We start from the raw sequence: 25,550 nt of genomic DNA, 5'->3' as shown, positions 1-25,550 counted from the left end.
CAGGCTTTATCGTGTGGGGTAGAGACTTAGACTGGCACCCATCTTTTAGACTTTGAGGGCAGACAGGCTCATGGACCCCAGACGCATCGGTGAAATCCTTCTCGGCGAGGGCGTAATTACCGAACGCGATCTGGATGCGGCCGTGCGCTACCAGGCCGAGATCGGGGCACTGCTCGGTCAGGCCTTGCTGCGGCTCGGCGCCGTGTCCGAAACTGCCTTGCTTGAGGCACTGTCGCGCCAGCTCGATCTGGCCGTGATCGACCGCACGGCGCTGCCCGAAGATGCCGGCGCCTATGTCCACGCGGCGACCCGGCTTTCCATCTCGCGCGCCTGGCTGCTCCACCACGATATCGTCCTCTGGTTCGTGGACTCCGAGGGCCATCCGGTCTCGCCGCGCGAGGATGACGCGCCCGAAGGACCCGAAGCACTGGAAGACATGCGCCTGCGTGTCCTGCCGCGCGCGCCGCTGGATTCCGCGCTGCACGACACGCTCGTGCGCGCTGCGCCGGTGGAGATCGAGATCGTGCTCGGCTCCAACCGTGTGCTCGACACCGCGCTGGCTACGCTGCGCTCGACCGGACAGCGCGACAGCTCTGGCGATGGCGACGATGCCTCGCGCCTGCGCGAGATGGCCGAGGAAGCCCCGGTCATCGACTTCGTGAATTCCATGTTCGAGGATGCGCTGCGTCAGCGCGCGTCCGACATGCATGTCGAACCCTTCGAATCCCATTTCCAGATCCGCTTCCGGGTCGATGGCGTGCTCAGCCTGATCCAGACCCTGCCGCGCGCGCGGTTCGAGGCGGTCGCAAGCCGTATCAAGCTCCTGTCCGGCATGGACATCGCAGAGCGGCGCCTGCCGCAGGACGGTCGTCAGTCCGTGCGCTTTGCCGGCCAGGACATCGATTTGCGCGTGTCCAGCCTGCCCGGCGCCTGGGGTGAAAGCCTGGTCCTGCGCCTGCTGCGAAAGCAGCAGGAATTACCCAGCCTGGAAGGGCTCGGGCTCGACGGGTCCTCGATGGTCAACTTCCAGCGCCTCATTACCGAGCCGAACGGCGTCATTCTCGTGACCGGCCCGACCGGCTCGGGCAAGTCGACCACGCTCTATCGCGGCATCGAGATGATCAATGACGGTGAGCGCAAGATCATCACGATCGAGGACCCGGTCGAATACGACATGGACGCGGTGACCCAGGTCCAGGCGCGCTCCGACATCGGCTATACCTTTGCGCGCGGCCTGCGCGCCATCCTGCGCCAGGACCCCGATGTCATCATGATCGGCGAGATCCGCGACGGGGAGACCGCCTCCATCGCGGCGCAGGCGGCCCTGACCGGCCACCTCGTCTTCTCCACGCTGCACACCAATTCGGCCATGGCCGCGATCGAACGCCTCGTCGATCTGGGCGTGGAACGCTTTCTGGTCTCGGCTGCGCTGCGCGGCCTGATGGGCCAACGCCTGGTGCGCCGGTTGTGTACGCACTGCGCCGCGCCGGCCGGGCTGGACGAAACCGCGCAGGGCGAGCGCGAGCTGGACCAGCTTCGCCGCACGGTCGGCTCGATCGCGCTGGAGGGCGCGCCGCAATGGAAGCGCGCGGTCGGGTGTCCGGCCTGCGGCGGGCAGGGCTATTCGGGCCGGATCGCGCTCTATGAAGTGGCCCGGGTCACGCCGGCCCTGCGCAGCGCGATCAACAATGCGGCCGCCTCCGAGGATCTGGTGGCCGCCGCACGCCAGGACGGCTTCATGACGATGTATGAGGACGGGATCGTGAAGGCCGCGCGCGGCTTTACCACCATCGCCGAAGTCATGCGCGTGGTCGGGGCCGGCCATGAGCGCGCCAATGTCGGCGCATGAAGCAGGACGGGGGAGGCGAGATCATGAGCAAATGGTATAGCCATTACGACGATATCGACGGGTTGCGCGGGGCCGTTGCCGAAGGGCGCCATCGCGACATTATCGGCGGGCTGTGGGAGGCGCTGGGCACGCTCCAGCTCGACTTCCTCAAGCAGCAGGGGCTCAAGCCCGGCCATACGCTGATCGACATCGGATGCGGATCGCTGCGCGCCGGCGTGCCGCTGACCCGCTATCTCGATGCCGGCAATTATTACGGCATTGATCTGCGCCCCGAGCTTCTCGAAGCCGGCTATGATCGCGAGATCGCCGCCGAGGGCCTGGCCGAAAAACTGCCCCGGGACAATCTTCACGCCACCGCCGAATTCGATCTGTCCGTGTTCGGAATAAAGTTCGATTACGCCATCGCCCAGTCGGTCTTTACCCACATGCCGATTTCACGCCTGACCGATTGCCTCCTGGCGATCCGTCCCAACATCAAGGCTGGCGCGCCGGTCTATATCACCTTCTTCGAACGCCCCGAGGACGCGGACCCGTCCGCGCCGCTGCCGCACGAGCCGGGCGGTATCGTCACCCATCCCGGTGAAGATCCCTACGATGTGAAGCCCTCCGCGCTTCGCGCCGCCTGTCCGCCGGGCTGGTCGCTGGACATTATCGGCGAGTGGACTCATCCGCGCGACCAGCGCATGGCCTGTTTCAGGCACGAGGGCTAGCTTCATGGCCGGCTTCGTCTATCGCGGGCTGAACGCCGAAGGGGCGACCGTCGAGGGCCGCATCACGGCGGCCGACGAGACCGATGCGCTGCGCCAGCTGGAATCCCAGTCCATCGCGCCCTTCCGCCTGACGCTGGAGACGCCGGCCAGCCGGAAATTCGCGCGCAAGAAGGCGCGCCCGGCCGACCGTCACCGCTTCATCCGCCAGCTCGCCGTGCTCCTGCGCGCGGGCGCGCCCCTGCTCGATGCATTCGAGACCGTGTCCTCCGAGGAGCCGTGCCGGGACCTCGCCCTGGAGGCCGACGGCGTTCGCCGCGATCTGAGGGCGGGCAGCCGGCTGTCGGTCGCGATGAAGACGCATATGGACGTGCTGCCCGATTATGCGCCGCGCCTGATCGAGCTGGGCGAGGCGACCGGCCAGGTGCCCAAGGCGCTGTCCGACATTGCCACCCAGATGGAGCACGAGCTGAAAAGCGCGGCGGAAATCCGCAACGCGCTGGCCTATCCCGCCTTTCTCGCCGTCGCGGGCGGCGTGGCCGTGGTGTTCATGTTCCTGTTCATCGTGCCGCGCTTTGCCGCGCTGATCGGCGATGACCGCACGGCCCTTCCGGCCCTGTCGCGCATCGTGATCGGGCTCGGCGTGACCATGCGCGAGAATCTGCCCGTCACCCTTGTCATCCTGCTCGCGATCGTGGGCGGCATCGTCTTCCTCCTGCGCAGCCGCAAGAGCCGGGCGGCGGTCGGGCGGGCGCTCTACGGGCTGCCCGTTGTCGGCAGCTTCCTGCGCTCGGCCGAGATCGCGCGCTGGGCGCGCACATGCGCCACCGCCCTGTCGGGCGGCGCGCCCCTGCTGGAGGCGCTGATCCTGGCCGAGGGCTCCTTGCAGTCGCCGCGCCGCCGCCAGGGCCTGGCCGAGGCCCGCCGGGCCATCCGCGCCGGGGAAGCCATCGACGTCGCCCTGCGCGCCCACACCGATTTCGACGCCATGACGATCAACCTGGTGCGGACCGGGCGCGCCTCGGCCAGCCTCGACGAGATGCTCGCCTTCCTGGCCGACCTGCACGAGGAAGAAGCGCGCAACCGGGCCAAGCGCCTTACGGCCCTGGCCGAACCGATGGCCGTGCTCTTCATCGCCTCGGTGGTGGGCCTGGTGGTGGTCAGCCTGGTCCTGGCGATGACCAGCCTCTACGACGTCGCACTCTGACCGGCGCGCCAGCGCGGCGTCGGCCGTCCGTGCAATCCCATCGTCGCGTCGTCGGGAAGGCGGGTTTCGTCGCGCACCAGAAGCGCCCACTGCGCGCCGGGGTGGAACCAGGAAATGTCCCGCCAGACAAGGCCGTGCTGACGTGCGGTCTCTTCAAGCCAGGCGGGCGGATACGCGACATTGTGCGGATAGGTCCAGTCGGCACCGGGCAGGGGGGTGGACTCCTCGCCTCGAATATAGCTCAGAGCCAGCACACCGTCCTGTTTCAGAGATTTGGAGGCGCTCTCGATCAGCGCCGCCGTCTGGGCCGGCCCGGCATGGGTAATGACCGACTGGGCCATGATGAAATCGAAGCGGGTATCGAACACAGTGCAATCAAAGTTTGCATCGCCAGAGAAGCGCGGCTGCTTCACCGCCCTGATCGCCTCACCTGTTTCGTGCGCGAGCCCGTCATCGATCAGCCAGAGATTGGGATCGAGACCGAAATAGCATCCAGGGCGCAGATAGGGGATGAGGGAGCGTCCTAGACGCAGCGACCCGCACCCGAAGTCGAGGACCGTATCGGTTTCCTCCAGCCCGAGGGCAAAGAGGAGTCCGAGTTGCAATTGGGTGAGAAGCCCGAACCGGCCGGGCGGCCCCACATAGGCGCGGTAATGGTCGTCTCCAGGCTCCAGAGTCTCGGCGTCTTCAATGGAAAGGCTTCGCATTCTCGCTTCTCCCGTTTGAGAGGCGGGTTCAGATGGACCCGCGTGTTTTCTTCCTGCTGCTTAGCTGGTAAATGAAAGTCTCCCAAGACCCGGTTGGACATCATGACCCAGTTGAAACTTGCCCTGCAGCGTTTTGCCGCCCGGCTGCGCGTTCATCGCCCGGGATATTCGCTGATGGAAATCCTGGTGGCGGTCGCGATCATTGCCGTGCTGGCCACACTCGTGGCGCCGCGCCTCTTCGGTCAGCTCGACCGCTCGCGGGTGACGGCTGCCGAGACGCAGATCCGCATGATCGAAACCTCGCTCGACACGATGCGCCTGGATATCGGGCGCTATCCGACCGAGGAGGAGGGCCTCGCCCTGCTGACGCGGCCGAGCGACGCGGTCGAGGGCCGCTGGGCCGGACCCTATATCGACGAGGCGGTTCCGGCCGATCCGTGGGGCAATACCTACCGCTACGAGGCGCCGGCCAACTCCAGCGGCCGGGCGCGCGTCTATTCCTATGGCGCCGACAATGAAGAGGGCGGCAGCGGGCTCGATGCCGATATCGGACGGACGCCCAGCAGCTGATGCGCGGCCAGCGCGGCTATTCGCTTCTCGAAATCCTGGTGGTGCTCGCCATCCTGGCCGTCGCCGCAACGATCAGCGTCCCGCTGGTCGGCAACATGGTGGACCGCTATCGCGCCCACTCGGTCGCGACCGATCTGCAAAGCCATCTGATCGAGTTGCGGACCCGGGCCGTGCTGGAGGCGACCGACTTCTCCCAGGCCTCGATTTCGCAGACTCTCAACGAGGCGCTTCCGGCCGGATGGGCGATCGAACTCGACGAGGCGATCTCCTTCCGCGCAAACGGCTACTGCCCCGGCGGGCCGGCCTCGCTCACCTCCCCGGCGGGCCGGGTGCGCCCGCTCGTCCTGGAGGCCGGGCGATGCTTCATCGAAAGCGGTGGCACGCCTAGAAGGGAAGCGGGTTTCCGGTTCTCCGCCAGACCAGACGCCGAACGGTAAGCTCGCGCTCGCGGCTGCCCCGGCTCAGCGTGGCATCCACCTCATAGAGCCAGACCGAATAGAGGCGGCCGCCCATATACCCGTCGGCATTCTCCTCGTTGGCCAGAAGCTGAGAGGTCCAGCTCAGCGTCCAGCCGCCGATCTCGGTTTCGCCGTCCGGTTCCTCTAGCGGATCGAGGAGCTGGAGGTAGGCGAGCGCGTTGGATTCTGCCTCGATCGCCGCGCGCAGGCCTTCGGCCCGGTAGGCAGCGTCCGCGAGTGTCGATTGCATGTGATAGAGCGGTAAAAGAGTGGCAGCCAGCACGGCTATAGCGACAAGCGCTTCTAGGATAGAGAAGCCTTCATGGTGCGATAGCAACCGGTTCATCGGATCAATCCCGCAACCGTCATGACCAGAAATCCCCCGAACAGGCCGGGGGCAAAGGCGATCCCGCGCGCGGTCCGCCCGCGTCCGCTCAGACCATAGGCAGCGGTCAGCACGACAGCAAGCAGCAGGGCCGGACCTGTCGCGGAGAGCCCGGTCCATGTTGCACAGGCAGCCGCAAAGGGCAGGTCGCCTCCGCCCAGCCCTGCCTGCCCGCGGCGCATCTTCACGAACCGGCCGGCCAGCCAAAGGACTCCCGCAGCGAGGACAACGCCCAGCGCGGCGTCAATCAATCCCCATTTCGCGCCGAGCGGCGACGCCAGCCCAAAAACCAGCCCGCTGAAGCCGATCAAAAGGCTCGCCATGTCCGGAATCGTCCCGCGTGCAAGGTCGCTGCGACTGGCGCCCAGCCCTGCCAGGCCTGCAATTGCCAGGCAGGTCGCCGCTAGAATCTCGAACTCCAGCAGAACCAGACCGGCCCAGAGCGTCAACCCCGCCGCCAGCGCCCCAAACGCTGCCAGAAGACCCTCCGCGCCATCCCGCGCCATCGACCAGCTGAGAAGGTAAGTGCTTCCGGCTACAGCCAGAATCGACACGCCTACCGGGAGGATGGCTGCAGAACCGCTCAAGCTCAGGAGTCAGGATCCTGAAGATAGTTCGCTCCGCCTGCCGGCCGAATCTCCAGCGGTTCGCTCGGCGGGGTCAAAGTCCGTCCGCGACCTTGCATATTGCCGAAATTATAGTTGAGGGCACCGACCAGGGCATCCACAACCTGTTGGCGATCATCCCGCGAATCCAGGATGAACGGGGTCACGAGGACGACCAGCATCGTCCGGGTCGAGGTCAGAGCCTCGTTGCGGAACGGCGCGCCCAGGATAGGTACGTCCTTCAGGAAAGGGATTCCGGTGTTGTTGCGCGTGAAGCGGTTCTCGATCAAGCCGCCCAGCACCGCAGTCTGGCCATCCTGCAGGGATAGCTGCGAGACCAGCGAGCGGTTGGAAATGATCGGGCTCGAAATCTCGGAGCTTTCGTTAGGCTGGGCCGCACTAAGCTCCTGGCTGATCGTCAGATCGATCCTGTTGCCACTGTACACCCGCGGCTCGACGCTTAAGAGAATACCGGTGGAACGGTACTGGACTTGCTGCAGGAAGTCGGTCGTTCCGCCGCTCTGAGAGTCAGAGGCGCGCTGGGTTGTGATGATCGGCACCTCGTTGCCCACCTGGACCGAGGCCGTGGCGCCCGACCGGGTCACGACCCGCGGTGTAGACAGCACGTTGATCTGGTTGTTGTCCGCCGATGCCTGACCGTCAATCGTGACCTGGCCGGTATCGACCACTGCGGAAAACCCGCCGCTCGAATTGAGAGTGGCGGCAAAGCCCGGCGCGATCTCTGAATCGAACACGATATCGAGTCCGTAGCTGGACCCGTCCGTCAGAGTGACCTCGGCGATCGTGACCTCGATCAGCACTTCGGGAATGGGCGTGTCGAGGCGCCGCAGAAGGCTCTCGATCGCGTCGTACTCTTCATATGTCCCATAGAAGATGATGCGATTGCCTTCCTGGTCGACCGTCAGATCGCCGGTATTGGCAGGGCCTGAAGCCGCTTGACCGTCTTCGCCTCCGCCTTCGGCCGCCGCGCCTGCGGAGCCTGCGTTGCCGCGCCCGGAAACCACCGCAGACACAATTCCGGCCAGCGTCTCGGCCTCAGCGTTCTGGACGTCGTAGACGTGGGCCGCCTGGGCCTCACCCCGATAGGCTTCCCGGTCCAGCTGCTGGGCCAGGGACAGCACATAGGTCGCCTGGCTGCGTTCCGGCGCGAAGATCATCAGCTGGTTGGTAAAGTCCAGCGGCAGAAGGGTAAGTGCTCGGGGGGCTGAAACACCAACGCCGATGCTGAAGCCTTCCAGCGTCAGAATTTCCTGGATGCTCTGCGCGAGCTCCGAGGCTTCCCAACTGGTGGGAGAATAGGTGATCACCTGGCGGCCTGCCTGGCGCAGCTCGTCCATCTCGTCAACGATCGCCATGGCGGCATTCACGTCGTCCGCAAGCCCGCTGATCACCAGAGAGTTGGTGAGAGGCGTAGACCGGATCGTCAGCTGTGAGCGGTCGGGGAATGCCTGCTCCAGAATGGTCTGCATATCACCCGCATTGATCGCGGTAAGCTGAACGAATTGAATGACCGGGCGCAGGCCGCTCGGCACCTCAGCGCGTGCGCGCGCATTGACGAAGCGAGGCATGCGCGCTCGCAGTTCGCTGACTTCTACTAGGCGGTAGAGGCCATCCTCGTAGATGACGCCAACGCCGTAATCCTTGAGCGCCTCTTCAACGAGGCTGAGAAAGGTGGCCGCCTCCATCTCGCGCACGCTGCGCAGCGAGATCAGCGCCTGGTTCTCGGCGACCGATGGCCCCATCGAGAAAGGCTGCTCCAGAATTTCCCCGAAGACCGTATTGATGAAGCTCGGCAGGGGCTGGGGCGGCAGCGTCACGTTGACCGTGCCCGTCGGCAGCTCCGGCGACTCTCCACCCGGCAGCGGGGTTTGGGAACCTGGGTTGATGTAAGGCACGACCCGGCGCTCAACCCGGCCTTCGCGCTCCGGACTCGCCTCGTCCTCCATCAACCGGTCATCCGTCGGGGGCGTGGCAGTGCCCGGGCGCGTCAACGCCTCGCCAAGCTGAAGCCATTCTGCGCCTGTGCCCTGCCCGGACTGGGTCGTGCAGCCGGTTGCCAGTATCGCAATGGCCGCTGCCGCGTATCGGCTTGCCTTAATCATCCCCGTCGTCCTCCACTCGCGAAAAGGCATCAAGCCGCCGCGTTGTCCCATCGCGCTGCAGGGTAACGTGCGTTGGTCCTATCTCGGAAATCTGCCACCCGTCCGCCAGCACATCCCCTACGCGCTTGCGTTCGGCCTCGGTCCCGGAAGAAGCGTACAGAAAAAGCGTCCACGCTTCATCTCGCAAAACCATGGCCGACAAGTCGGGCGATGCTATGGCACGCGCCAGATCCTCTGCCGTGCTGATCTGACCATCGGTTTGGGCATCGGGTTCTCGCAGGCCAGCCAGCGGAAACAGGCCGCTCGAGGTAATCTGGCGTGCGAAGCGATCGATATTGGTGGCGCTGGGCGGCTCGACTCGTTGCCAACTGCCCAGACCAGCCACTGGTGTTGGATTTGCCCCTTGAAATCCCGATGCCAGCCCGGCCAGTCCGGCGAGTATCAGGACGGCGAGCGCCGCGAGCAGGCGAGCTCCTGACGTCATGGCTGGGGCTCCCCGGGGGCAGAGGACTGGACGACGCCAGGCGCGACAAGCTGGATTTCGAGCTGTCCGGTTATCCGGTTCCAGCTGAAGCCGACGGGAATAAGTGTTCCCTGACCGCGAGCGATCTCCTGGAAGAAGGCAAGGAACTGCCCACGATTATCGCGCGCGGATACGGATATTTCGAACAGGACCGCCTCATCGCCGAGCGGTGCGGGCGGGCTGAGCACGCTGACACGCGGCTGAAGCACTCCTGAAGTCCGGGCTGCGGTTTCCACGCTGCCTTGCAACTGTGCGGCGATGATCCCGGATGTGTCACCCTGCCAAAAGCCGCTACGCGCCTCTTCCAGCGCCTCACGGGCCTCTACCGACCGGTCAACCCAGTCCGGATCCGCGAGAACAGCCTCGTAGAGCCGCACTTCGCGCTGCATCTGGTCGACCTGGCTGGCGATCCGGGCCGTGTGGGAGCCAAGCCCATCGAGCGCAAAGAACATGACAATGGCCACCAGCACGCCGAGACCTATCAGCGCGCGCGGCGTGGCCTGACGCCGCAGGGTTTCGCTAAGGCCGGAGAAGCGGGTGGCGAGTGAAGTCATGGCTGGACGACCTGTGCTTGTATGCGCCACTCACCGGGCAAACGCCCGGGCTCAGCCAACACGTCGTACATTAGATCATCGGCTTCCAGGCTGCGCACCAGATCGGCGGGAGCGAACTCCCCTTCGGCAAACAGGGCAACTGAGAGGTCGTCGCCGCGCATGGCGAACTCGCGCAAGTCCACGCCGGCATCCGACAACAGGCCGGTCAGAACTGCCAGCAGCTCGATCGGGTGCTGGCGGTCAAGCGCGCCTTCGTAGTCGCGCAATTCATCCAGCGCTGTACGCGCTTCGCCCTGGGCTGCCGTGATCTCCCCGGCTGCTTCGCTGAGCGTTTCGAGTTTTGCGGCCAGGCGGGCCTGTTCGAAGGTGACCGCGGCCCATTGCAGCGCGAAATAGGCGATCGGCGCAGCCAGGAGCGCAATTACGGCTGCTGTGATGTCGCGCTGACGCGGCGCCTGAAGAGAAACCAGCCGCGCCATCCACGGCGAAGCGGGCGGGTCGGCGCGCATCGGGGCAGCGCGCGGGACCGGGGATCCGGCATCGGGGTCCTGGCGCGAAGCACGCAGAAAGTCGCGCCATTGCGCGTCGGTAGGCGGGTCTGACCACCACCGGGTCGCGAGCAAACGGCCGCCTTCCCAGACTTCGCCTTCGTAGCCCTCGGAAACCTCGACCAGACGGGGACCCACGCCGGGTGCGTGGAAGATACTTTCCGGTACGCACTCGCCCTCGAAATCGGACAGCCCGGTAATCGCCCCCCGGGGCCAACTCCAGACGCCGATGTCGTCTTCGCCCCAGTCGAGAAAAAATTGCGGATCTAGGAGCGGTGAGCGCGCCTTGGCCGCCAGCATTGCCGCGCGAGCCTGCTGGGGACCCCGCTCCCCGGGAGGGGCAGGCATGCGTTCGAAATGACAGAGCGCACGGCTGATCACCGCGCGCTCGCCAAGGAGAAATCTCGACCCGGCGCTACCGCCGCGTTTGACCGCGCCCGATGCCAGAACTTGAGTTGCCGGCCGGGCGGGGAAGGGTGTCAACCTGTTCCGCATCGTCTATGAAAAGAACCTCGCCCGCATAAGACCCTCCGATAGCGTATTTGCTATGAACCGTGAAGGGGGCAAACACGCTGCTGGGCGTCAATTCGTAGACCGTCGCGCGCGCATGCGATCCGTCTTCGGACTGGGCTACGACGGTAAAGCGCGGCCCGGGCAAAGTGACGACATCGAATGGATCGCTTGCGTGGTCGAGCTCCGGGCGGCCGTACATCGCGAAATTCACGATTTCGTCCGGCCTGGGCATGGAGGTCTCTTCCTCACCCGGCCGAGGCCGGCCGGGCAGACCCGACATCGAAGCGGAAAACGGCGAGCCTCGTTCACCAATCAGGGCCTCGCGCAGGAAGGGGGTCATGAGCCGAGGGTTGAGCCGGCTGTTTGGTCTCACGCTGGTCAGAAGCAGGAGGCGCCCCCGATCGCCGCAGAGCGACAGCTCGCGCCATGCCGGGATGGAGCAGACTTCAAGCGAGTCCCGCAGAGGGCGGTTGGCCGGCCCCGCCGAGCCCTCCGGATAGTCATCAGCTTCGGCGCCGCCGATCCGGCGCAGGTCGTCGCTGTCTTCATAGTCTCCGATTTGGGCGAACAGACGCTGGGTCAGCGCCGGGTCTTCGCCCAGAATTTCCAGTGCGGTCTCCAGAGTTCCCGGTGCGTCTGCCGACAGATTCAAAAGCGTCTGGTCTGCAATGAGGCGAACGAAGCCGCCGCTGTCCTCCACGAGGTAGGGCCTTGCATCCACCCGAATGAGCTGAACATTGCCAGCACGCCGTGGACCCGCGCCGCCCCGGTTGAGAAGGCCGAGTGGGTCGCCCTCTCCGCCAATCTCAATGCCCCCGCGGGTGATCGGCTCGGTCATCAGGTAGAACAGGACAGTCTGCTCTGCCGAAATGAGCTCGGCCTCGGTCGCTGTGTGGTGTGAAAGCTGGAACACGGCCTCGTTGGCCTTCTGAACCTGAGCCGCCGCGATGGCCGCTATCAGCGATATGGCCATGATTGCGGCTAGCGCGATCGGAAGAACGTATCCGTCATCATGACCCGGCTTCACGGTATGGACCTCCCCATTATGTCCTCGACCCGGACCGGCGGCGCACCGTCTGCAGGGAAGGCGATGATCATATCGAGGCTGGTGTGCCCCTCCGAGCGCACCTGGATGCGAACCGCTTCCGGGAGCGGTGAATAATACAGGGTGCTGTGATCGGGGCGCGGCCAGGTATCGACCCATTCTCGTTCCAGCTCGAGCACTGGGCCGGTAAGGTCTACCGACTGGGGCAGGGTGCCGAAATATTCGAATCCGACATCAACGCCCTCCCACCAGCCAAGCTGATAGGTTGCTTCGCCTTCTTCGTAGATCAGGGAAACGCCTCCGGCCTCCTGCTCAAAGCGCACCGCATAGGGACGCATTTCTCCCGCATAGCCGGTGACCGGCTGGGCAGTAACCGACTGGAAGCCGGTCGTGTCGCCGCTAAAGCGGCCCGGGCGTTCCTGATAGGCGGTCCTGCTGGCCTCGACGGCAGTTCGGAAAATCCGCTCATCGATCAGCTCGCCGGCAACCGAGCGTGCGGCCTGCTCGACCCGGATCGCGTTGGTGCTTGCCGCGCGGATCGCCTCGATGGTCAAGGTGGCAACAAAGCCGCTGATAATCAGCATGATCAGCATTTCGATCAGCGTGAATCCGGCCTCGCGAGTCATTGGTACTGTCTGCCTGGATCGCATATTCCAACTCCACCCGGCGGGGCCGGTATTGAAGGCGGGCTAGTCGCGTTGCGCTGCAGCCGATACGGCCGCACCGTCAGGCCACCGCCACGCCTCGCCATCGCTGAACGCCAGCCTGGGCTCGCTGCCGGCTGATACGACCATAACAGTGGTGCCCGCCGGGGCCGGTGTGCCAGCAATCAGATCATCGAGCTCGATACTCTTCACGCGCAGGTGACCTTCCGCTGACACGAAGGCGTGGCCTCGATGGATGAGAGCGCCGTCACTGCCCACCTCGAGCGCGCCGCTCGGCGCGCCGGGCCAGATGACCATCGGGAACTGTCCGGCCTTCGCATCGTGTATGTAGAAACCGCCATGGGCGTGGCTCAGGCTCACATTCCATGCATGCTCGTTGTGACGCAAGCCATAGCCAGGCTCGCTGCCGACAGTGGCAGTGCCGGGGATATGGAATATCTCGCGCACGGACCCGGTTTCGTCCGATGTGGTCATGTTCAGGCGCCCCTTTTCGCCGGTGGCCGTCAGATGCATCGCGCCGAGTGATATCCAGCGGCCACCTTCGAATATAACAGAACAGTCCGCCCCGGTATCGCGCGCCAGCCAGCCCGCTTTCGGGTGGATCTCAAGCCAGCCCCCGCCGGTCCATACAACGAGTGCATGATCGATCATGAACGCCCAGTCGGATCCCGTCTTTCCCGGCGCGAGAATATAGGCCGAGCCTGGCTCCGGGGTCTCGGGCTGGCGTTTGGCCTGCGCGTCGGCGACCAGGATTTCCATGATGGCGCCATCCGTCATGAAGGCCGTTGAAGCAGACAGCCAGGGCGCGCTCTTGCCCTCCGCGCCCTGCATGACTGCCTGACGCGAACGAACCTGGAAGGGAATGTCGTGGGCGAGGAAGAGATCGGCGGCCCCTGGAAGCCCGGCCTGCGTATCCTCAAGGTCAAGACTTTGCGGAATCCATGTCTGCGGCTCGCCGGCATTGCCCGCCTGCTCACCCGCCGTGGCCGGCAGCGCAAAGAGGGACGGCGAAAGCTCGGGCACGGGTGCGCCCGTCTTGTTGTACAGTCCGAGAACCCAGGCCGGTTCGCCGCAACCTGCCGGCAAGACCGCCTCCGCTTCCGACTGCGCGGCGGGTGGCGTCTCGAGCGGGAAGAAGACGGAGCCGCTCATCTGCGAAAGCGCATACCGCGATGCAGATCGCAGGCCTGCGTCGACCGCAGGGCCTTGCTGTTGCGCATCAAGATGTTCCAGGAAGACGGCGAGACCCTCGCCGGAGAGAACACGCGCTGCGTCTGTCAGCACAAGGCGTGCGGTAGCCTCGTCGAGACAGACCAGCAGGTCGACACTGTTATCGTCGAGCGGCAGTACCGGTCCGCTCATCGGGCCGACATGGATATGCTCGACCCCGTCATAGCGTTCGCCGGCGGTGCGTGCCGCTTGCTCGTCGCTTTCTAGCCCGATCAGGGACCGCGCCGTTCTGCCTAGCTGGCGAAGCCCCTCGCCCGCGCCGCAGCCGACCTCTACGACCCGGCGGCCCTCGGCGAGGGAGGACAGGCGCTGGTAGCAATGTCTCCTGAACTGGGTGTCTGACGATGCGGATTTCAATTGAACGGTCTCATCTGAACGGATGTGCGCCGAATAACGCTCCGTATTCTGCAATACGCGCTCTGAAGCGGGCTCACAACATCGCGCTTCGTGACCTGCCGGGCCGACAGGCCGAGCTGCGGTGCTCGACCTGCAATCGCAGGGCGTGCCCTGGCGATGCGTGGATTGTCTTTCCCGGCCTGAAGTGCTTTACCCACTCGCGCGGGATGCCGACTCCCGCAGGTCTTTTTCAGCCCGATGCAGCGCGAATTTTATAATGAATGTGACCGACCTTGAGCTTCCCGGCGTGAAGATCATCGAGCCGAGACGGTTCGGTGACGATCGTGGCTGGTTCAGCGAGACGTATAATCAAAAAGCGCTCGCAGCTGCGGGTGTCGATCTGGAATTTGTTCAGGACAACCATTCCTATTCGCGCGATGCGGGCACGTTACGAGGCCTGCACTATCAGGCGCCGCCCTTTGCCCAGGACAAGCTGGTGCGAGTTGTCCGCGGCTCGGTGCTCGATGTCGCGGTCGATGCCAGGAAAGGGTCGGCGAGCTATGGCCGATGGGTCAGCGCGACCTTGTCGGCCGAAAACGGCAAGCAGATTCTCGTCCCGGCCGGATTCCTGCACGGCTTCCTCACCTTGGAACCGCACACCGAAGTTGTTTACAAGGTCACAAGTTTCTACTCGGCCGAGTGCGACGGCTCGGTTCTCTGGAACGATGCGGACCTGGCCATCGACTGGGGGGAGCTGGATGGCGAGCCGGTGCTCTCGGGCAAGGACAAGGACGCGGTGACGTGGGCCGAGTTCGACTCCCCGTTCAGCGTTTAGCCGGAACTCACGCGCGCCAGTGTGGTCTGACAGGAAGATGAGGGGACAATGAAGATTCTTGTCACAGGCGGGGCCGGCTTTATCGGCTCGGCAGTGGTTCGAACCGCGGTTGAGCGCGGGTTCGACGTCGTCAATCTCGACAAGCTCACCTACGCTGCCAACCTGGACAATGTGAAAGACCTGGCGCCAGCTCGCCACGCGTTCGAGCAGGTCGATATCTGCGACCGGGCCGCGCTCGACGAGGTGTTCAGGCGCCACCAGCCGGACACGGTGATGCACCTGGCGGCCGAATCCCACGTGGACCGGTCGATCGACGGGCCGTCCGACTTCATCGAGACCAACATTGTCGGCACCTACACGCTGCTCGAAGCCAGCCGGGCCTATCTGGCCGCCCTGGACAGCGCGCGGGCCGCGGCCTTCCGCGTCCACCATGTATCGACCGACGAGGTCTACGGTACGCTGGGCGATACCGGACAGTTCACCGAGGAAACGGCCTACCGGCCCAATTCGCCATACTCGGCCAGCAAGGCGTCGTCGGACATGCTGGTGCGCGCCTGGGGCGAGACTTTCAGTCTCCCTGTGGTCATCTCCAATTGCTCCAACAATTACGGACCTTACCAGTTTCCTGAAAAGCTGGTGCCCGTCGTCATCCTCAATGCGCTCGCCGGCGAACCCATTCCCGTCTACGGCAAGGGCATGAATATTCGTGACTGGTTGTATGTCGAGGATCATGCCGACGCGCTGCTGACGATTCTCACGCGCGGCGAGCTGGGCGAGACCTATAATGTCGGCGGCAATAACGAGGTGAAGAATATCGAGCTGGTGCGGACGATCTGCGCGATCCTCGACGAGATTTCACCGCGCGCGAGCGGCCGGTATGAAGACCAGATCACCCATGTAACCGATCGGCCAGGGCATGATTTCCGGTATGCGATCGACGCGACCAAGATCAAGCGCGAGCTCGGCTGGGAACCGCGTGTCACGGTGGAGCAGGGCCTGCGTCAGACCGTTCAATGGTATCTCGACAATGCGTGGTGGTGGCAGGCGGTCGAGGCGCGCAATGGAATTGCCCGGAAGCGGCTGGGCCTTTCGGTCCCGGAGCGGGCCAAGTGACATCCATTCTCCAGATCGGCGCGAACGGGCAGGTCGCGAGCGAGCTGCGTCGGCAGCTCGCTGCTTCGGGCGTCGCCCATCAGGTGCTGGCGCGGCCCGAGCTGGATATGGCCGAACCTGCCAGTGTCGAGCGCGCCATAGACGCGGCTGAGCCTTTCGACATTCTGATCAACTGCGCGGCCTACACCGCGGTCGATCGCGCAGAAGAGGAAGAAGAGCTCGCCCGGGCAGTCAATGCATTGTCGGTGGAGGCGGCCGCCAGGGCCTGCAAGCGTCGCGGCGCGGCGATGATCCACATCTCGACCGATTATGTCTTCGATGGCGAGAAAGATGGCGCATATACCGAGGATGACCCGGTCGCACCGATCGGCGCTTACGGGCGGACCAAGCTCGAAGGCGAGCAGCGCCTCGCCGACGTGCTGGAGCGCTTCGCCATCGTGCGCACGGCTTGGGTCTATTCCCATCACGGAAACAACTTCGTGAAGACCATGCTGCGCGTGGGGCGCGAGCGCGACGCTCTGCGAGTGGTGGACGACCAGCATGGCTGCCCCACACAGGCCGGCGACATTGCGCGCATGCTCGTGGCGGTAGCCGGCCAGATGGACAAGCCGGGCGCCGGCGGCATCTATCATTATTGCGGTGCGGGCGAGACCAGCTGGTGCGGTTTCGCGCGGGAAATCTTCGAGCAGACCGCCGGGTGGGCCTTCGCTGCGCCCCATGTTGAAGCGATCGAGACAAAGGACTACCCCACTCCGGCCCGTCGTCCGAAGAATTCGGTCTTGTCGACATCGAAGATTGAGCAGCAATTTGCTATCGAGCCGCGGGATTGGCGGGACGCGCTTGCCGAGACGCTGCAGGAACTGGCCAGGAACGAGGATGCGAGCCACCATGCGTAAAGGGATCATTCTGGCCGGAGGGGCTGGAACTCGGCTTCACCCGATTACTCGCGCCGTGTCCAAACAGCTTCTGCCGGTGTATGACAAGCCGATGATCTACTACCCGCTATCGGTCCTCATGCTGGCCGGTATCCGGGACATCCTGATCATCACGACCGAGCATGACCAGCCGCTCTTCAGGCATCTGCTCGGCGATGGATCGAGCCTGGGTCTGAGCTTCTCCTACATCGTGCAGCCGAAACCTGACGGGCTGGCGCAAGCCTTTATCCTTGGCGAGGAATTCCTGGACGGAGCGCCGAGCGCACTGGTGCTGGGCGACAACATCTTCCATGGCGAAGGCTTCTCGAAGATCCTCAAGAACGCCAGCGCGCAAGACGACGGCGCAAGCGTCTTCGCCTACCGCGTCAACGATCCCGAGCGCTACGGCGTGGTCGAGTTCGACGAGACGGGGAAAGCCAAGAGCCTCGAGGAAAAGCCGGCCAAGCCGAAATCGAATTTTGCAGTCACCGGCCTGTATTTCTACGATGGACGCGCCCCGCAAATGGCGCGTGAGGTCAAGCCGTCTGCCCGCGGCGAGCTGGAAATCACCACACTGAACGAGATGTATCTCGAACAGGGCGCCCTGAACGTCCAGACACTGGGACGCGGCTTTGCCTGGCTCGATACCGGCACCCACGACGCGCTGCTGCAGGCGGCCGAATATGTGCGCACCATCGAGGAGCGCCAGGGGCTTCGTGTCGGCTGTGTGGAGGAAATCGCCTTCCGCAATGGCTGGATCGACGCGGGCCAGCTGCGCGCCCTCGCCAAAGAATTTCCGAAGAATCCCTACTGCAAGTATCTCGCCTCGGTCGCCAAAGAAGGCCGGTAAACCTGCGCAGCGTGTGAAACTCTGAAACGAATTGTGTCACGCTGGCAGGCTGACGCGGTCTTCGGCCTGCTCTAGGAGAAGCCCTCGGCGCTAACCTCTAGGACGTATTCGATGTGTGGCATTATCGCGGTAACCGGGCGGCCTGACGCAGCCCGAGTCCTCATTCAGGGACTGGAGCGTCTTGAGTATCGCGGCTACGATTCCGCCGGGCTCAGCGTGACAGACGGCGAGGGCGGGATCGTCCGGGTCCGCGTGGCCGGCAAGGTCAACGAGCTGAAAGCAGCCTGGAATTCGCGCGAGGCCGGCTCATGCGGCATCGCGCATACACGCTGGGCTACCCACGGTCCCGCGACCGAGGCCAACGCGCATCCGCACACGGCCGGACGCGTCCACGTTGTGCATAACGGCATCATCGAAAACTATCGCAGTTTGCGGGAGGCGACGACCAAGGCCGGGGCGACCTTCCATAGTCAGACCGATACCGAAGTCATTGCCTGGCTCTACGCGGCTGCGCTCGAAGAGAGCAATGACGTGGTCGATGCCTTTCAACGCACCGTACGCAAGCTGGAGGGCGCCTATTCTCTCGCGGTCATGGTCGATGGCGAAGACGATCTGCTACTGGGGGCACGGCGGGGGGCGCCGCTGCTTGCCGGTTTCGACGACACGGCGGGCTATTTGGCATCCGATCCACTCGCGCTCGCCGGCGAGGCCCAGTCGCTGATCTTTCTGGAAGACGGCGAGATTGCCGCGGTTCGTCCGGGCCGGGTCGACATCACCGATCTGACCGGGCGCGCCGTCACCCGGCCGGTTCAGCCCGCGCAGCTCTCCCCGGTCCTGGCGGAGAAGGGCAGCTACCGCCATTTCATGGAGAAGGAGATCCACGAGCAGCCCGAAGTCGTGGCGCGCACGCTGGGCGCCTATGTGGATCAGGTGGAAAATACCATACGCGCCCGCGACGGGCTCGACTTCTCCAAGGCCAGCCGCCTCCTGATCGTGGGCTGCGGGACGGCAGCCTATGCCGGTGAAGTCGCCGAGTACTGGTTTGAACGCATTGCGCGCTTGCCCACCGAGGTCGATATCGCGTCGGAGTTCCGCTATCGAGACCCGGCATTTCTGGAGGGTGACGTTGCCCTTTTCATCTCCCAGTCCGGGGAGACCGCTGACACGCTAGAAGCCATGCGTCTGTGCAAGGCGGCGGGCCTGATCACGGTTGCGCTGGTCAACACAGCCCATTCGACCATGGCGCGCGAGGCCGACATCGTGGCCCCGACGCTGGCCGGGCCGGAAATCGGCGTCGCATCGACCAAGGCGTTCAGCTGCCAGCTGGCAGCGCTCGCCTGCCTGGCGGTGCGTGCCGGAATCGAACGCGGTCATCTGGATACAGCTTCTGTGACCGATCATGTGGCCCAGCTCATGGCCATCCCTGGCACGATGTCGGAGGCGTTGCGCGCAGACGGGCAGATCGACCAGCTTGCCCGCGATCTCAGCCGCAGCGAGATCGTGCTGTATCTTGGCCGCGATCAGTATTTCCCGATGGCCCTGGAAGGCGCACTGAAGCTGAAGGAAATCAGCTACATTCACGCCGAGGGCTATGCGGCGGGCGAGCTCAAGCACGGTCCGATCGCGCTGGTCGAAGAGGGGGTGTCGGTCATCGTGCTGGCGCCGAGCGATAGCCTGTTTGCCAAGACGCGCTCCTCTATCGAACAGGTGCGCGCACGCGGTGCGCACGTCCTGGCCCTGACCGACGAGGCTGGCGCCGAGGCGCTGGAGGGACTGGTGCAGGCCAGCATCCTGCTCCCCGCGGCACGCGGCGCGGCCAATTTGATGTCTGCAGCCGTGGCCGTGCAGCTGATCGCCTACCACGTCGCCGTTCACAAGGGGACGGACGTCGATCAACCGCGCAATCTCGCCAAATCGGTCACCGTAGAATAGCGAAACCATTCGTGATTTTATCGCTGGCGCGGGTCCGGCTACTCCCGCGCCGCACCGCATTATTTGCCCGCAGACAGGACCTAGCTCCGTGACAGACATGATCCCGTTTATCGACCTGGCCGCCCAACGTGCGCGTATCAAGGATGATCTCGACCGGCGCATCGCCAAGGTGATCGAGGAAGGACGCTATGTCCTCGGCCCGGAGGTTCAGGAGCTCGAGACGCGGCTCAAGGAGTTCGGCCGGGCGCCCCATGCGCTGGCGTGCGCCAACGGCACCGATGCCCTGGTCCTCCCGCTAATGGCGTGGGGCCTGAAGCCGGGCGATGCGGTGTTCGTGCCAAGCTTCACCTTCGCGTCCACCGCAGAAGTCGTGCCCTGGCTGGGCGCGACGCCGGTCTTCGTCGATATCGATCCGGACACGTATTGCATGGACCCGGCTTCGCTGCAGGCAGCGATCGAGAGTGTCGTGGAGGCGGGTGAGCTCAATCCAGTGGCCGTGATCGCGGTGGACCTGTTCGGTCAGCCGGCCGACTATCCGGCCATCAGCGCGCTGACCCGGCGCCACGGCCTTAAATTGATTGCCGATTCCGCGCAGGGCTTCGGCTGCACGCTCAACGACGAACATCCGATTCACTGGGCCGACGTGGCCACGATCAGCTTCTATCCGGCCAAGCCGCTCGGCTGCTACGGCGATGGCGGGGCGATCCTGATGCGCGACGCTGCCGACTACGCGACCATCAAGTCGCTGCACGTGCACGGGGAAGGGTCCGACCGCTACGAATATGCCCGGATCGGCATGAATTCGCGACTCGACACGATCCAGGCCGCGATCCTTCTGTCGAAGATGGACGTGTTCGAAGACGAGATCGCCAAACGCAACGAGGCGGCCCAGCGCTATGCGGCGGGCTTTGGCAATGCAGTCAAGCCTCACCACGTCATCGCGGGCGGCCGGTCGGTCTGGGCGCAGTACACGATCGAAGTCGATGATCGTGACGCGTTCCGCAAGGCGATGGCCGATCAGGGTGTGCCCACGGCAGTCTATTATCCGCGCCCGTTGCACACGCAGCCGCCCTATGCGCGCTATCCCAAGGCGCCTGGCGGTCTTCCGGTCACCGAAGCGGCTGCCGATCGTGTCGTCTCCTTGCCGATGGACGGCTATCTGGACGGCGAGCGCCAGCAGCGCGTGATCGACGCGATCCGCAACACGCTGGGCTGACCGGGCCCCTTGTTGGCTGCGGCCCGGTACGCCGATGCGCGGCCGGGCCGTGCCCATCCTGTGTCCGCATACGGCAAGCCCGCGTTGCCGCCGGCAAAAGCATTCCTTTTTTGATTTCAGGCGTGGCTACGAGTAGCACTGCGCCATCTGGCGGTTTTCCAGGATAGTCATGAGCGACATTCAACAGACTCTGCGCGCCTATGCCGAGCGCTTCACGACGCGGCCGCGCGAGCGCGCGCCGCTCTCGGCGCATTTGCGCGAGCTGGAAGCGGAATCGATCTTCATCATGCGCGAAGTGGCGGCCGAGTTCGAGCGGCCGGTCATGCTGTATTCGATCGGCAAGGACTCGGCCGTGATGCTGCATCTGGCGCTGAAGGCCTTCTATCCCTCGCGCCCGCCCTTTCCGCTTCAGCACGTCGATACGACGTGGAAGTTCAAGGACATGATCACCTATCGCGACACGCTCGCCGAAGCGCTTGGCCTGGAATTGCGCGTGGAGATCAACGAAGAGGGCGTGGCGCGCGGGATCAATCCGATCGGGTCGGGTTCCAACCTGCACACCCAGGTCATGAAGACCGAGGCTCTGCGCAATGCGATGAACAAGCATCGCTATGATGCAGCTTTTGGCGGCGCACGCCGCGACGAGGAGAAATCGCGCGCGAAGGAACGTATCTTCTCCTTCCGCGACGCCAATCACGGCTGGGATCCGCGCAATCAGCGCCCGGAGCTCTGGCGAACCTTCAACACCCGGATGAAGCCCGGTGAGAGCATTCGCGTCTTCCCGCTCTCCAACTGGACCGAGCTGGATATCTGGCAATACATCCTGGAAGAGGACATTCCGATCGTCCCGCTCTACCTGGCCGCCGAGCGCCCGACGGTGGAGCGCAACGGTCAGATCTTCATGCTGGACGATGACCGCTTCCCGCTGGAGCCGGGCGAGACGGCCCGCCAGCGCATGATCCGCTTCCGCACGCTGGGCTGCTACCCGCTGACTGCCGCGGTGGAATCCAGCGCCGCCACGCTGGAGGACATCGTCATGGAGATGCTGACCGCGCGCACCTCCGAGCGCTCCGGCCGGCTGATCGATCATGACGAGTCCGGCTCGATGGAAAAGAAAAAGCGCGAGGGTTATTTTTGATGCGCCTCGAAGAAACCCGGGAGCAGCTCGTCGAACGCCTGACCCGGTCCGGTGACAAGGGCGTTCTGCGCTTCATCACGTGCGGATCGGTCGATGATGGCAAGTCCACGCTGATCGGGCGCCTGCTTTACGATTCCAAGCTGATCTTCGAAGACCAGATTTCCACGCTGGAAAAGGACAGCCGCAAACACGGCACGGCGGGCGAGGAGATCGACTTCGCGCTCCTGCTTGACGGGCTCGAGGCCGAGCGCGAGCAGGGCATCACGATCGATGTTGCCTATCGCTTCTTCAACACCGAGACTCGCAAATTCGTGGTGGCCGATACGCCCGGCCACGAACAATACACGCGCAACATGGCTACCGGCGCCTCGACCGCCGATCTCGCGGTCATTCTGGTCGATGCGCGTAAGGGTGTGCTCGTCCAGACGCTGCGCCACACCTACATCGCCAACATGATGGGCATTCGCCATGTCGTCCTGGCGGTCAACAAAATGGACCTGGTCGATCATTCGCGCGCCCGCTTCCACGAGATCGTCGCCGAATATCTGAAGACGGCCGATGGCCTCAATTTCGAGACGATCACCGCCATCCCCATGTCGGCGCGCTATGGCGACAATGTCAGCCACACGTCCGAGGCGATGGACTGGTATACCGGCCCGACCCTGCTGGCTCATCTCGAAACGGTCGAGACCGCGCGCGACGAAGCCAGCCAGCCCTTCCGCTTTCCGGTGCAATGGGTCAACCGGCCAAATCTCGATTTTCGCGGGTTTTCCGGCACCGTGGCGTCCGGCCAGATTGCCGTCGGCGACGAGATCGTCGTCGCGGCGGCCGGAACCAGGGCGGTGCTGCAACGCATCGTCACCGCCGACGGCGACCAGGAAGCCGCCCGTGCCGGCCAGGCCGTCACACTCGTGCTGGATCGTGAGATCGACATATCGCGCGGCGATGTTCTCAGTGGCGCCGACGACCGGCCGCAGGTCTCCAGCCAGTTCGCGGCCGAAGTCCTCTGGATGCATACGGACGAAATGCTGCCCGGCCGGTCCTACTTGCTGAAAGCCGGCGGCCAGACGACCCCGGTTTCGGTCACGACGCTGAAGCACAAGCTGGACGTGAACACGTTCGACAAGGAGCCGGCGCGCAAGCTGGAGCTCAACGAAATTGGCGTTTGCAACCTGTCGACCTCCAGGCCGATCGCATTCGATGCGTATAAGGACATTCGGGAAACGGGTTCGTTCATCCTGATAGACCGATATACGAATCTGACGGTCGGCGCGGGCATGATCGAGTTCGGGCTGCGCCGGGCGACGAACGTGCACACCCATGCGATGGACGTGACCAAGACGCGCCGCGCCGAGATCAAGCATCAAAAGCCGGCTATACTCTGGTTCACCGGCCTGTCGGGTGCGGGCAAGTCGACCATCGCTAACCTGGTCGAGCGCAAGCTGACCGAAGCCGGTCACCACACCTATTCGCTCGACGGGGACAATGTGCGCCACGGGCTGAACAAGGATCTGGGCTTCACCGACGCCGACCGGGTGGAGAATATCCGCCGGATCGGGGAGGTCGCGCGCCTCTTCGTGGACGCCGGCATGATCGTGACCTGCTCCTTCATCTCGCCCTTCCGATCCGAGCGTCGGATGGTGCGCGAGCTGGTCGGCGAAGACGAGTTCATCGAGGTTTTCGTCGATGCGCCATTGGAGGTCTGCATCGCCCGCGATCCCAAGGGCCTCTACAAGAAGGCCCAGGCCGGCGAGATCAAGAATTTTACGGGCTTTGACAGCCCCTATGAGGCGCCCGAATCGCCCGAGCTCCATGTCAGGACGGCCGATCTGTCAGCCGAAGATGCGGCCGAGCAGGTCATAGAGGAACTGAAGAAGGCTGGGCGCCTCGGCTAGGCGCCAGCCGCGCTTGCCGCTGATACGCTAGCCCTGCGGTTTTCCGGGCTCGGGCGTGGCCCATGCCACGAAAGCTCCGTTCAGATAGTTCTGCTCGGATTTGGCGTAGAGGAATTCGGACCCGTCCGGCGCGCTGACGCAACCGCCGGCGGCATTCAGCACGCCATGTCCGGCTCCGGTGTCCCACTCGCAGGTCGGGCCGAAGCGCGGATAGAGGTCGGCGCGTCCTTCTGCGATCAGGCAGAATTTGAGCGAGGAGCCGGCGCTGACCTTTTGTGTGACGCCGTGGCGGTCGGCAAAGTCTTGCGTCTGCTGGTCCGCATGGGAGCGGCTCATCACGGCAGTGAGACCGCCTGACGGGACCGGCCGGGTGGTGACCGGCTCCAGCGCTGCGGCATCGAATGTCTCGCCGGGCGACAGGGGCCCGGCCCAGGCGCGTGTGCCGCCGATATAGATGCGCTTCATCGCGGGCGCGTAGACACAGCCGGCCACGGGGCGGCGGCGCGAGATCAGAGCGATATTGATCGTGAACTCGCCATTCTTGTTGATGAATTCCTTGGTCCCGTCGACCGGATCGACCAGAAGGAAATCGCCGTCTATGTCCGGGCGCACCCCGGCGGCATAGCTCTCCTCCGCGATGACCGGAATATCGGGAAGGTCATGCGAAAGCCGGTCGAGGATCAGCATCTCGGCGCGCTTGTCGGCCGCAGTCACCGGCGACCGGTCGGCCTTCTGTTCCGGTGTGAAATCGGTGGCGTAAACCTCCATCACCGGCACGCTGGCCTGAGCGCAGATATCGCCGAAGAGAGCGGCGAGTTCGTCGGCCTCGCGGGGCATGGGCATCTCCAGATGTCGTGAGGTCTAGCCGGTCGTGCGCGTGATCGTGCCGTCGGCGCCGATATGGATACCGCACTCGGTCTTGTCCTGCCCCGCCCAGCGCCCGGCCCGTGGATCGTCGTCCGGGGCGACCGGAGAGGTGCAGGGCACACAGCCCACCGACAGATATTTCTGTTTCAGGAGCGGATGCTGCGGCAGGTCGTGCTCGCGCGAATAGGCACGCAACGCCTCCGCGTCCCAGTCGTAGAGCGGGTTGAGTTTCAACTTGCCGTCCTGGATCTCGACACGCGGAATATCGGCGCGCTCGCCGCCATGATAGCGCTTTCGGCCGGACACCCAGACCTTGTAGGGCTGCAGCGCGCGTATCAGCGGCAATGTCTTGCGCACGTGACAGCACAGGTCCGGATTGGTCTTGTGAAGCGTCCCGTCAGGATCGTCGGCCGCGATGTCGTGGGGGCTGGGCGTCAGGGAGCGCACATTCGTGAGGCCGAACCGCTCGGCCAGGCTGTCGCGATAGGCCAGCGTCTCGTCGAACAGCTGTCCGGTATCCACGAAGAGGACCGGCGTATCCGGGGCGATCTGCGCGGCCATGTGAAGGATAACGGCCGATTCCGTCCCGAAGGAGGAGACGACGCAGCTTTCGCCCTTGAAGATCTCGGCGAGGCAACGCTTGAGGGCGCCCTGGGCATCCAGGCCGGACAGGGCGGCCTCAAGGGCCTGGGCGCCGGCCTCGAGTGCGAGGCGATATTCCGATTTCAGCGAGGCCATGTCCGCCTTTCGCCGGCGCGCGTCCCG

25 protein-coding genes are annotated in these 25,550 nt (G+C 64.5%); 13 read left to right on the top strand and 12 right to left on the bottom strand.

Annotation, left to right across the window (positions count from 1 at the left end):
- The first annotated feature begins 70 nt into the window (after nt 1-70).
- From E5162_RS10580 to E5162_RS10570, 3 genes are read left to right on the top strand one after another with little or no spacing between them, the layout of a single operon-like run.
- Nucleotides 71-1,849, top strand: a complete 1,779-nt coding sequence (locus tag E5162_RS10580; protein ID WP_135945235.1) for a GspE/PulE family protein — start codon at nt 71-73, stop codon at nt 1,847-1,849.
- A 23-nt stretch (nt 1,850-1,872) separates the two neighbouring features.
- Entirely contained in the window at nt 1,873-2,559 is a 687-nt protein-coding gene (locus tag E5162_RS10575; RefSeq protein WP_135945234.1) for a class I SAM-dependent methyltransferase, read from the top strand.
- Between the two features lie 4 nt (nt 2,560-2,563).
- Nucleotides 2,564-3,763 carry a type II secretion system F family protein gene (locus E5162_RS10570; RefSeq protein ID WP_135945233.1) on the top strand — a complete coding sequence of 400 codons (1,200 nt, stop codon included), beginning with the start codon at nt 2,564-2,566 and terminating at the stop codon, nt 3,761-3,763.
- On the opposite strand, the gene E5162_RS10565 is transcribed toward E5162_RS10570, so the two are convergent.
- Nucleotides 3,745-4,470 (bottom strand): class I SAM-dependent methyltransferase, encoded by a 726-nt coding sequence (locus E5162_RS10565; RefSeq protein ID WP_135945232.1) that lies wholly within the window; start codon nt 4,468-4,470, stop codon nt 3,745-3,747. The genes E5162_RS10570 and E5162_RS10565 overlap by 19 nt on opposite strands.
- A gap of 102 nt (nt 4,471-4,572) precedes the next feature.
- On the opposite strand from E5162_RS10565, the gene gspG reads away from it, so the two are divergent.
- Together gspG and E5162_RS10555 are read left to right on the top strand one after the other, a co-directional pair.
- Nucleotides 4,573-5,040 (top strand): type II secretion system major pseudopilin GspG, encoded by a 468-nt coding sequence (gene gspG / locus E5162_RS10560; RefSeq protein WP_135945231.1) that lies wholly within the window; start codon nt 4,573-4,575, stop codon nt 5,038-5,040.
- Nucleotides 5,040-5,477 (top strand): pilus assembly FimT family protein, encoded by a 438-nt coding sequence (locus E5162_RS10555; RefSeq protein ID WP_135945230.1) that lies wholly within the window; start codon nt 5,040-5,042, stop codon nt 5,475-5,477. The genes gspG and E5162_RS10555 overlap by 1 nt, the downstream gene beginning before the upstream one ends.
- Here the strand turns inward: E5162_RS10555 and E5162_RS10550 are convergent.
- From E5162_RS10550 to E5162_RS10510, 9 genes are all read right to left on the bottom strand, one after another.
- Nucleotides 5,425-5,844: a hypothetical protein gene (locus E5162_RS10550; protein WP_158291282.1), complete on the bottom strand. Its 420-nt coding sequence runs from the start codon at nt 5,842-5,844 to the stop codon at nt 5,425-5,427. The genes E5162_RS10555 and E5162_RS10550 overlap by 53 nt on opposite strands.
- The gene (locus E5162_RS10545; RefSeq protein ID WP_135945228.1) at nt 5,841-6,470 is read right to left on the bottom strand and encodes a prepilin peptidase; all 630 of its coding nucleotides are present in this window, start codon (nt 6,468-6,470) and stop codon (nt 5,841-5,843) included. Before E5162_RS10545 ends, E5162_RS10550 begins: the two co-directional genes overlap by 4 nt.
- Nucleotides 6,471-6,472: 2 nt before the next feature.
- On the bottom strand, nt 6,473-8,611 hold the full coding sequence (locus E5162_RS10540) for a secretin N-terminal domain-containing protein (RefSeq protein WP_158291281.1): 2,139 nt from the start codon (nt 8,609-8,611) through the stop codon (nt 6,473-6,475).
- Nucleotides 8,604-9,095, bottom strand: coding sequence for a SctD/MshK family protein (locus tag E5162_RS10535; protein WP_135945226.1), 492 nt, complete (start codon nt 9,093-9,095; stop codon nt 8,604-8,606). Before E5162_RS10535 ends, E5162_RS10540 begins: the two co-directional genes overlap by 8 nt.
- The gene (locus E5162_RS10530) at nt 9,092-9,688 is read right to left on the bottom strand and encodes a hypothetical protein (protein ID WP_135945225.1); all 597 of its coding nucleotides are present in this window, start codon (nt 9,686-9,688) and stop codon (nt 9,092-9,094) included. The genes E5162_RS10535 and E5162_RS10530 overlap by 4 nt, the downstream gene beginning before the upstream one ends.
- Nucleotides 9,685-10,536 (bottom strand): hypothetical protein, encoded by an 852-nt coding sequence (locus E5162_RS10525; RefSeq protein ID WP_135945224.1) that lies wholly within the window; start codon nt 10,534-10,536, stop codon nt 9,685-9,687. Before E5162_RS10525 ends, E5162_RS10530 begins: the two co-directional genes overlap by 4 nt.
- Nucleotides 10,537-10,651: 115 nt before the next feature.
- Nucleotides 10,652-11,776, bottom strand: coding sequence for a hypothetical protein (locus E5162_RS10520; protein ID WP_158291280.1), 1,125 nt, complete (start codon nt 11,774-11,776; stop codon nt 10,652-10,654).
- Nucleotides 11,773-12,420, bottom strand: coding sequence for a prepilin-type N-terminal cleavage/methylation domain-containing protein (locus E5162_RS10515; protein ID WP_135945222.1), 648 nt, complete (start codon nt 12,418-12,420; stop codon nt 11,773-11,775). Before E5162_RS10515 ends, E5162_RS10520 begins: the two co-directional genes overlap by 4 nt.
- A 63-nt stretch (nt 12,421-12,483) precedes the next feature.
- Nucleotides 12,484-14,046 carry a DUF2793 domain-containing protein gene (locus tag E5162_RS10510; protein ID WP_158291279.1) on the bottom strand — a complete coding sequence of 521 codons (1,563 nt, stop codon included), beginning with the start codon at nt 14,044-14,046 and terminating at the stop codon, nt 12,484-12,486.
- A 256-nt stretch (nt 14,047-14,302) separates the two neighbouring features.
- Here E5162_RS10510 and rfbC point away from each other — a divergent pair, with 256 nt between their 5' ends.
- From rfbC to cysN, 8 genes are all read left to right on the top strand, one after another.
- Nucleotides 14,303-14,860 carry a dTDP-4-dehydrorhamnose 3,5-epimerase gene (gene rfbC / locus E5162_RS10505; RefSeq protein ID WP_135945220.1) on the top strand — a complete coding sequence of 186 codons (558 nt, stop codon included), beginning with the start codon at nt 14,303-14,305 and terminating at the stop codon, nt 14,858-14,860.
- Between the two features lie 48 nt (nt 14,861-14,908).
- Complete coding sequence (gene rfbB / locus E5162_RS10500; protein ID WP_135945219.1) at nt 14,909-15,973, top strand: dTDP-glucose 4,6-dehydratase; 1,065 nt, start codon at nt 14,909-14,911, stop codon at nt 15,971-15,973.
- Nucleotides 15,970-16,869: a dTDP-4-dehydrorhamnose reductase gene (rfbD, locus tag E5162_RS10495; RefSeq protein WP_206751100.1), complete on the top strand. Its 900-nt coding sequence runs from the start codon at nt 15,970-15,972 to the stop codon at nt 16,867-16,869. The genes rfbB and rfbD overlap by 4 nt, the downstream gene beginning before the upstream one ends.
- A complete protein-coding gene (rfbA, locus tag E5162_RS10490) occupies nt 16,862-17,737 on the top strand; it encodes a glucose-1-phosphate thymidylyltransferase RfbA (protein ID WP_135945217.1) in 876 nt (291 codons plus the stop codon). Before rfbD ends, rfbA begins: the two co-directional genes overlap by 8 nt.
- 111 nt (nt 17,738-17,848) lie before the next feature.
- Nucleotides 17,849-19,669, top strand: coding sequence for a glutamine--fructose-6-phosphate transaminase (isomerizing) (glmS, locus tag E5162_RS10485; RefSeq protein ID WP_135945216.1), 1,821 nt, complete (start codon nt 17,849-17,851; stop codon nt 19,667-19,669).
- Between the two features lie 97 nt (nt 19,670-19,766).
- Complete coding sequence (locus tag E5162_RS10480) at nt 19,767-20,885, top strand: DegT/DnrJ/EryC1/StrS family aminotransferase (RefSeq protein WP_135945691.1); 1,119 nt, start codon at nt 19,767-19,769, stop codon at nt 20,883-20,885.
- Between the two features lie 169 nt (nt 20,886-21,054).
- On the top strand, nt 21,055-22,023 hold the full coding sequence (cysD, locus tag E5162_RS10475) for a sulfate adenylyltransferase subunit CysD (protein ID WP_135945215.1): 969 nt from the start codon (nt 21,055-21,057) through the stop codon (nt 22,021-22,023).
- The gene (gene cysN / locus E5162_RS10470) at nt 22,023-23,918 is read left to right on the top strand and encodes a sulfate adenylyltransferase subunit CysN (RefSeq protein WP_135945214.1); all 1,896 of its coding nucleotides are present in this window, start codon (nt 22,023-22,025) and stop codon (nt 23,916-23,918) included. The genes cysD and cysN overlap by 1 nt, the downstream gene beginning before the upstream one ends.
- A gap of 27 nt (nt 23,919-23,945) precedes the next feature.
- Here the strand turns inward: cysN and cysQ are convergent, their stop codons facing one another.
- Together cysQ and E5162_RS10460 are read right to left on the bottom strand one after the other, a co-directional pair.
- Nucleotides 23,946-24,755, bottom strand: a complete 810-nt coding sequence (gene cysQ, locus E5162_RS10465) for a 3'(2'),5'-bisphosphate nucleotidase CysQ (protein WP_135945213.1) — start codon at nt 24,753-24,755, stop codon at nt 23,946-23,948.
- Nucleotides 24,756-24,779: 24 nt separating this feature from the next.
- Nucleotides 24,780-25,523 carry a phosphoadenylyl-sulfate reductase gene (locus E5162_RS10460; RefSeq protein ID WP_135945212.1) on the bottom strand — a complete coding sequence of 248 codons (744 nt, stop codon included), beginning with the start codon at nt 25,521-25,523 and terminating at the stop codon, nt 24,780-24,782.
- Between the last annotated feature and the right edge of the window lie 27 nt (nt 25,524-25,550).

The sequence above is a fragment of the Marinicauda pacifica genome (assembly GCF_004793635.1).
Lineage (GTDB): Bacteria > Pseudomonadota > Alphaproteobacteria > Caulobacterales > Maricaulaceae > Marinicauda > Marinicauda pacifica.
Note: the sequence above shows the minus strand (reverse complement) of the source record. Positions and strands in the feature narration are given on the sequence as shown.

What these genes read in the sequence shown, in the direction of transcription:
- E5162_RS10570 (WP_135945233.1), top strand. Translation starts at nt 2,564, where the DNA reads ATGGCCGGCTTCGTCTATCGCGGGCTGAACGCCGAAGGGGCGACCGTC.
- E5162_RS10550 (WP_158291282.1), bottom strand. Translation starts at nt 5,844, where the DNA reads ATGAACCGGTTGCTATCGCACCATGAAGGCTTCTCTATCCTAGAAGCG.
- E5162_RS10555 (WP_135945230.1), top strand. Translation starts at nt 5,040, where the DNA reads ATGCGCGGCCAGCGCGGCTATTCGCTTCTCGAAATCCTGGTGGTGCTC.
- glmS (WP_135945216.1), top strand. Translation starts at nt 17,849, where the DNA reads ATGTGTGGCATTATCGCGGTAACCGGGCGGCCTGACGCAGCCCGAGTC.
- E5162_RS10515 (WP_135945222.1), bottom strand. Translation starts at nt 12,420, where the DNA reads ATGACTCGCGAGGCCGGATTCACGCTGATCGAAATGCTGATCATGCTG.
- cysN (WP_135945214.1), top strand. Translation starts at nt 22,023, where the DNA reads ATGCGCCTCGAAGAAACCCGGGAGCAGCTCGTCGAACGCCTGACCCGG.
- E5162_RS10575 (WP_135945234.1), top strand. Translation starts at nt 1,873, where the DNA reads ATGAGCAAATGGTATAGCCATTACGACGATATCGACGGGTTGCGCGGG.
- E5162_RS10540 (WP_158291281.1), bottom strand. Translation starts at nt 8,611, where the DNA reads ATGATTAAGGCAAGCCGATACGCGGCAGCGGCCATTGCGATACTGGCA.
- E5162_RS10580 (WP_135945235.1), top strand. Translation starts at nt 71, where the DNA reads ATGGACCCCAGACGCATCGGTGAAATCCTTCTCGGCGAGGGCGTAATT.
- cysD (WP_135945215.1), top strand. Translation starts at nt 21,055, where the DNA reads ATGAGCGACATTCAACAGACTCTGCGCGCCTATGCCGAGCGCTTCACG.
- E5162_RS10565 (WP_135945232.1), bottom strand. Translation starts at nt 4,470, where the DNA reads ATGCGAAGCCTTTCCATTGAAGACGCCGAGACTCTGGAGCCTGGAGAC.
- rfbA (WP_135945217.1), top strand. Translation starts at nt 16,862, where the DNA reads ATGCGTAAAGGGATCATTCTGGCCGGAGGGGCTGGAACTCGGCTTCAC.
- rfbC (WP_135945220.1), top strand. Translation starts at nt 14,303, where the DNA reads ATGAATGTGACCGACCTTGAGCTTCCCGGCGTGAAGATCATCGAGCCG.
- E5162_RS10530 (WP_135945225.1), bottom strand. Translation starts at nt 9,688, where the DNA reads ATGACTTCACTCGCCACCCGCTTCTCCGGCCTTAGCGAAACCCTGCGG.
- E5162_RS10535 (WP_135945226.1), bottom strand. Translation starts at nt 9,095, where the DNA reads ATGACGTCAGGAGCTCGCCTGCTCGCGGCGCTCGCCGTCCTGATACTC.
- E5162_RS10460 (WP_135945212.1), bottom strand. Translation starts at nt 25,523, where the DNA reads ATGGCCTCGCTGAAATCGGAATATCGCCTCGCACTCGAGGCCGGCGCC.
- gspG (WP_135945231.1), top strand. Translation starts at nt 4,573, where the DNA reads ATGACCCAGTTGAAACTTGCCCTGCAGCGTTTTGCCGCCCGGCTGCGC.
- cysQ (WP_135945213.1), bottom strand. Translation starts at nt 24,755, where the DNA reads ATGCCCCGCGAGGCCGACGAACTCGCCGCTCTCTTCGGCGATATCTGC.
- rfbB (WP_135945219.1), top strand. Translation starts at nt 14,909, where the DNA reads ATGAAGATTCTTGTCACAGGCGGGGCCGGCTTTATCGGCTCGGCAGTG.
- E5162_RS10480 (WP_135945691.1), top strand. Translation starts at nt 19,767, where the DNA reads ATGATCCCGTTTATCGACCTGGCCGCCCAACGTGCGCGTATCAAGGAT.
- E5162_RS10525 (WP_135945224.1), bottom strand. Translation starts at nt 10,536, where the DNA reads ATGCTGGCGGCCAAGGCGCGCTCACCGCTCCTAGATCCGCAATTTTTT.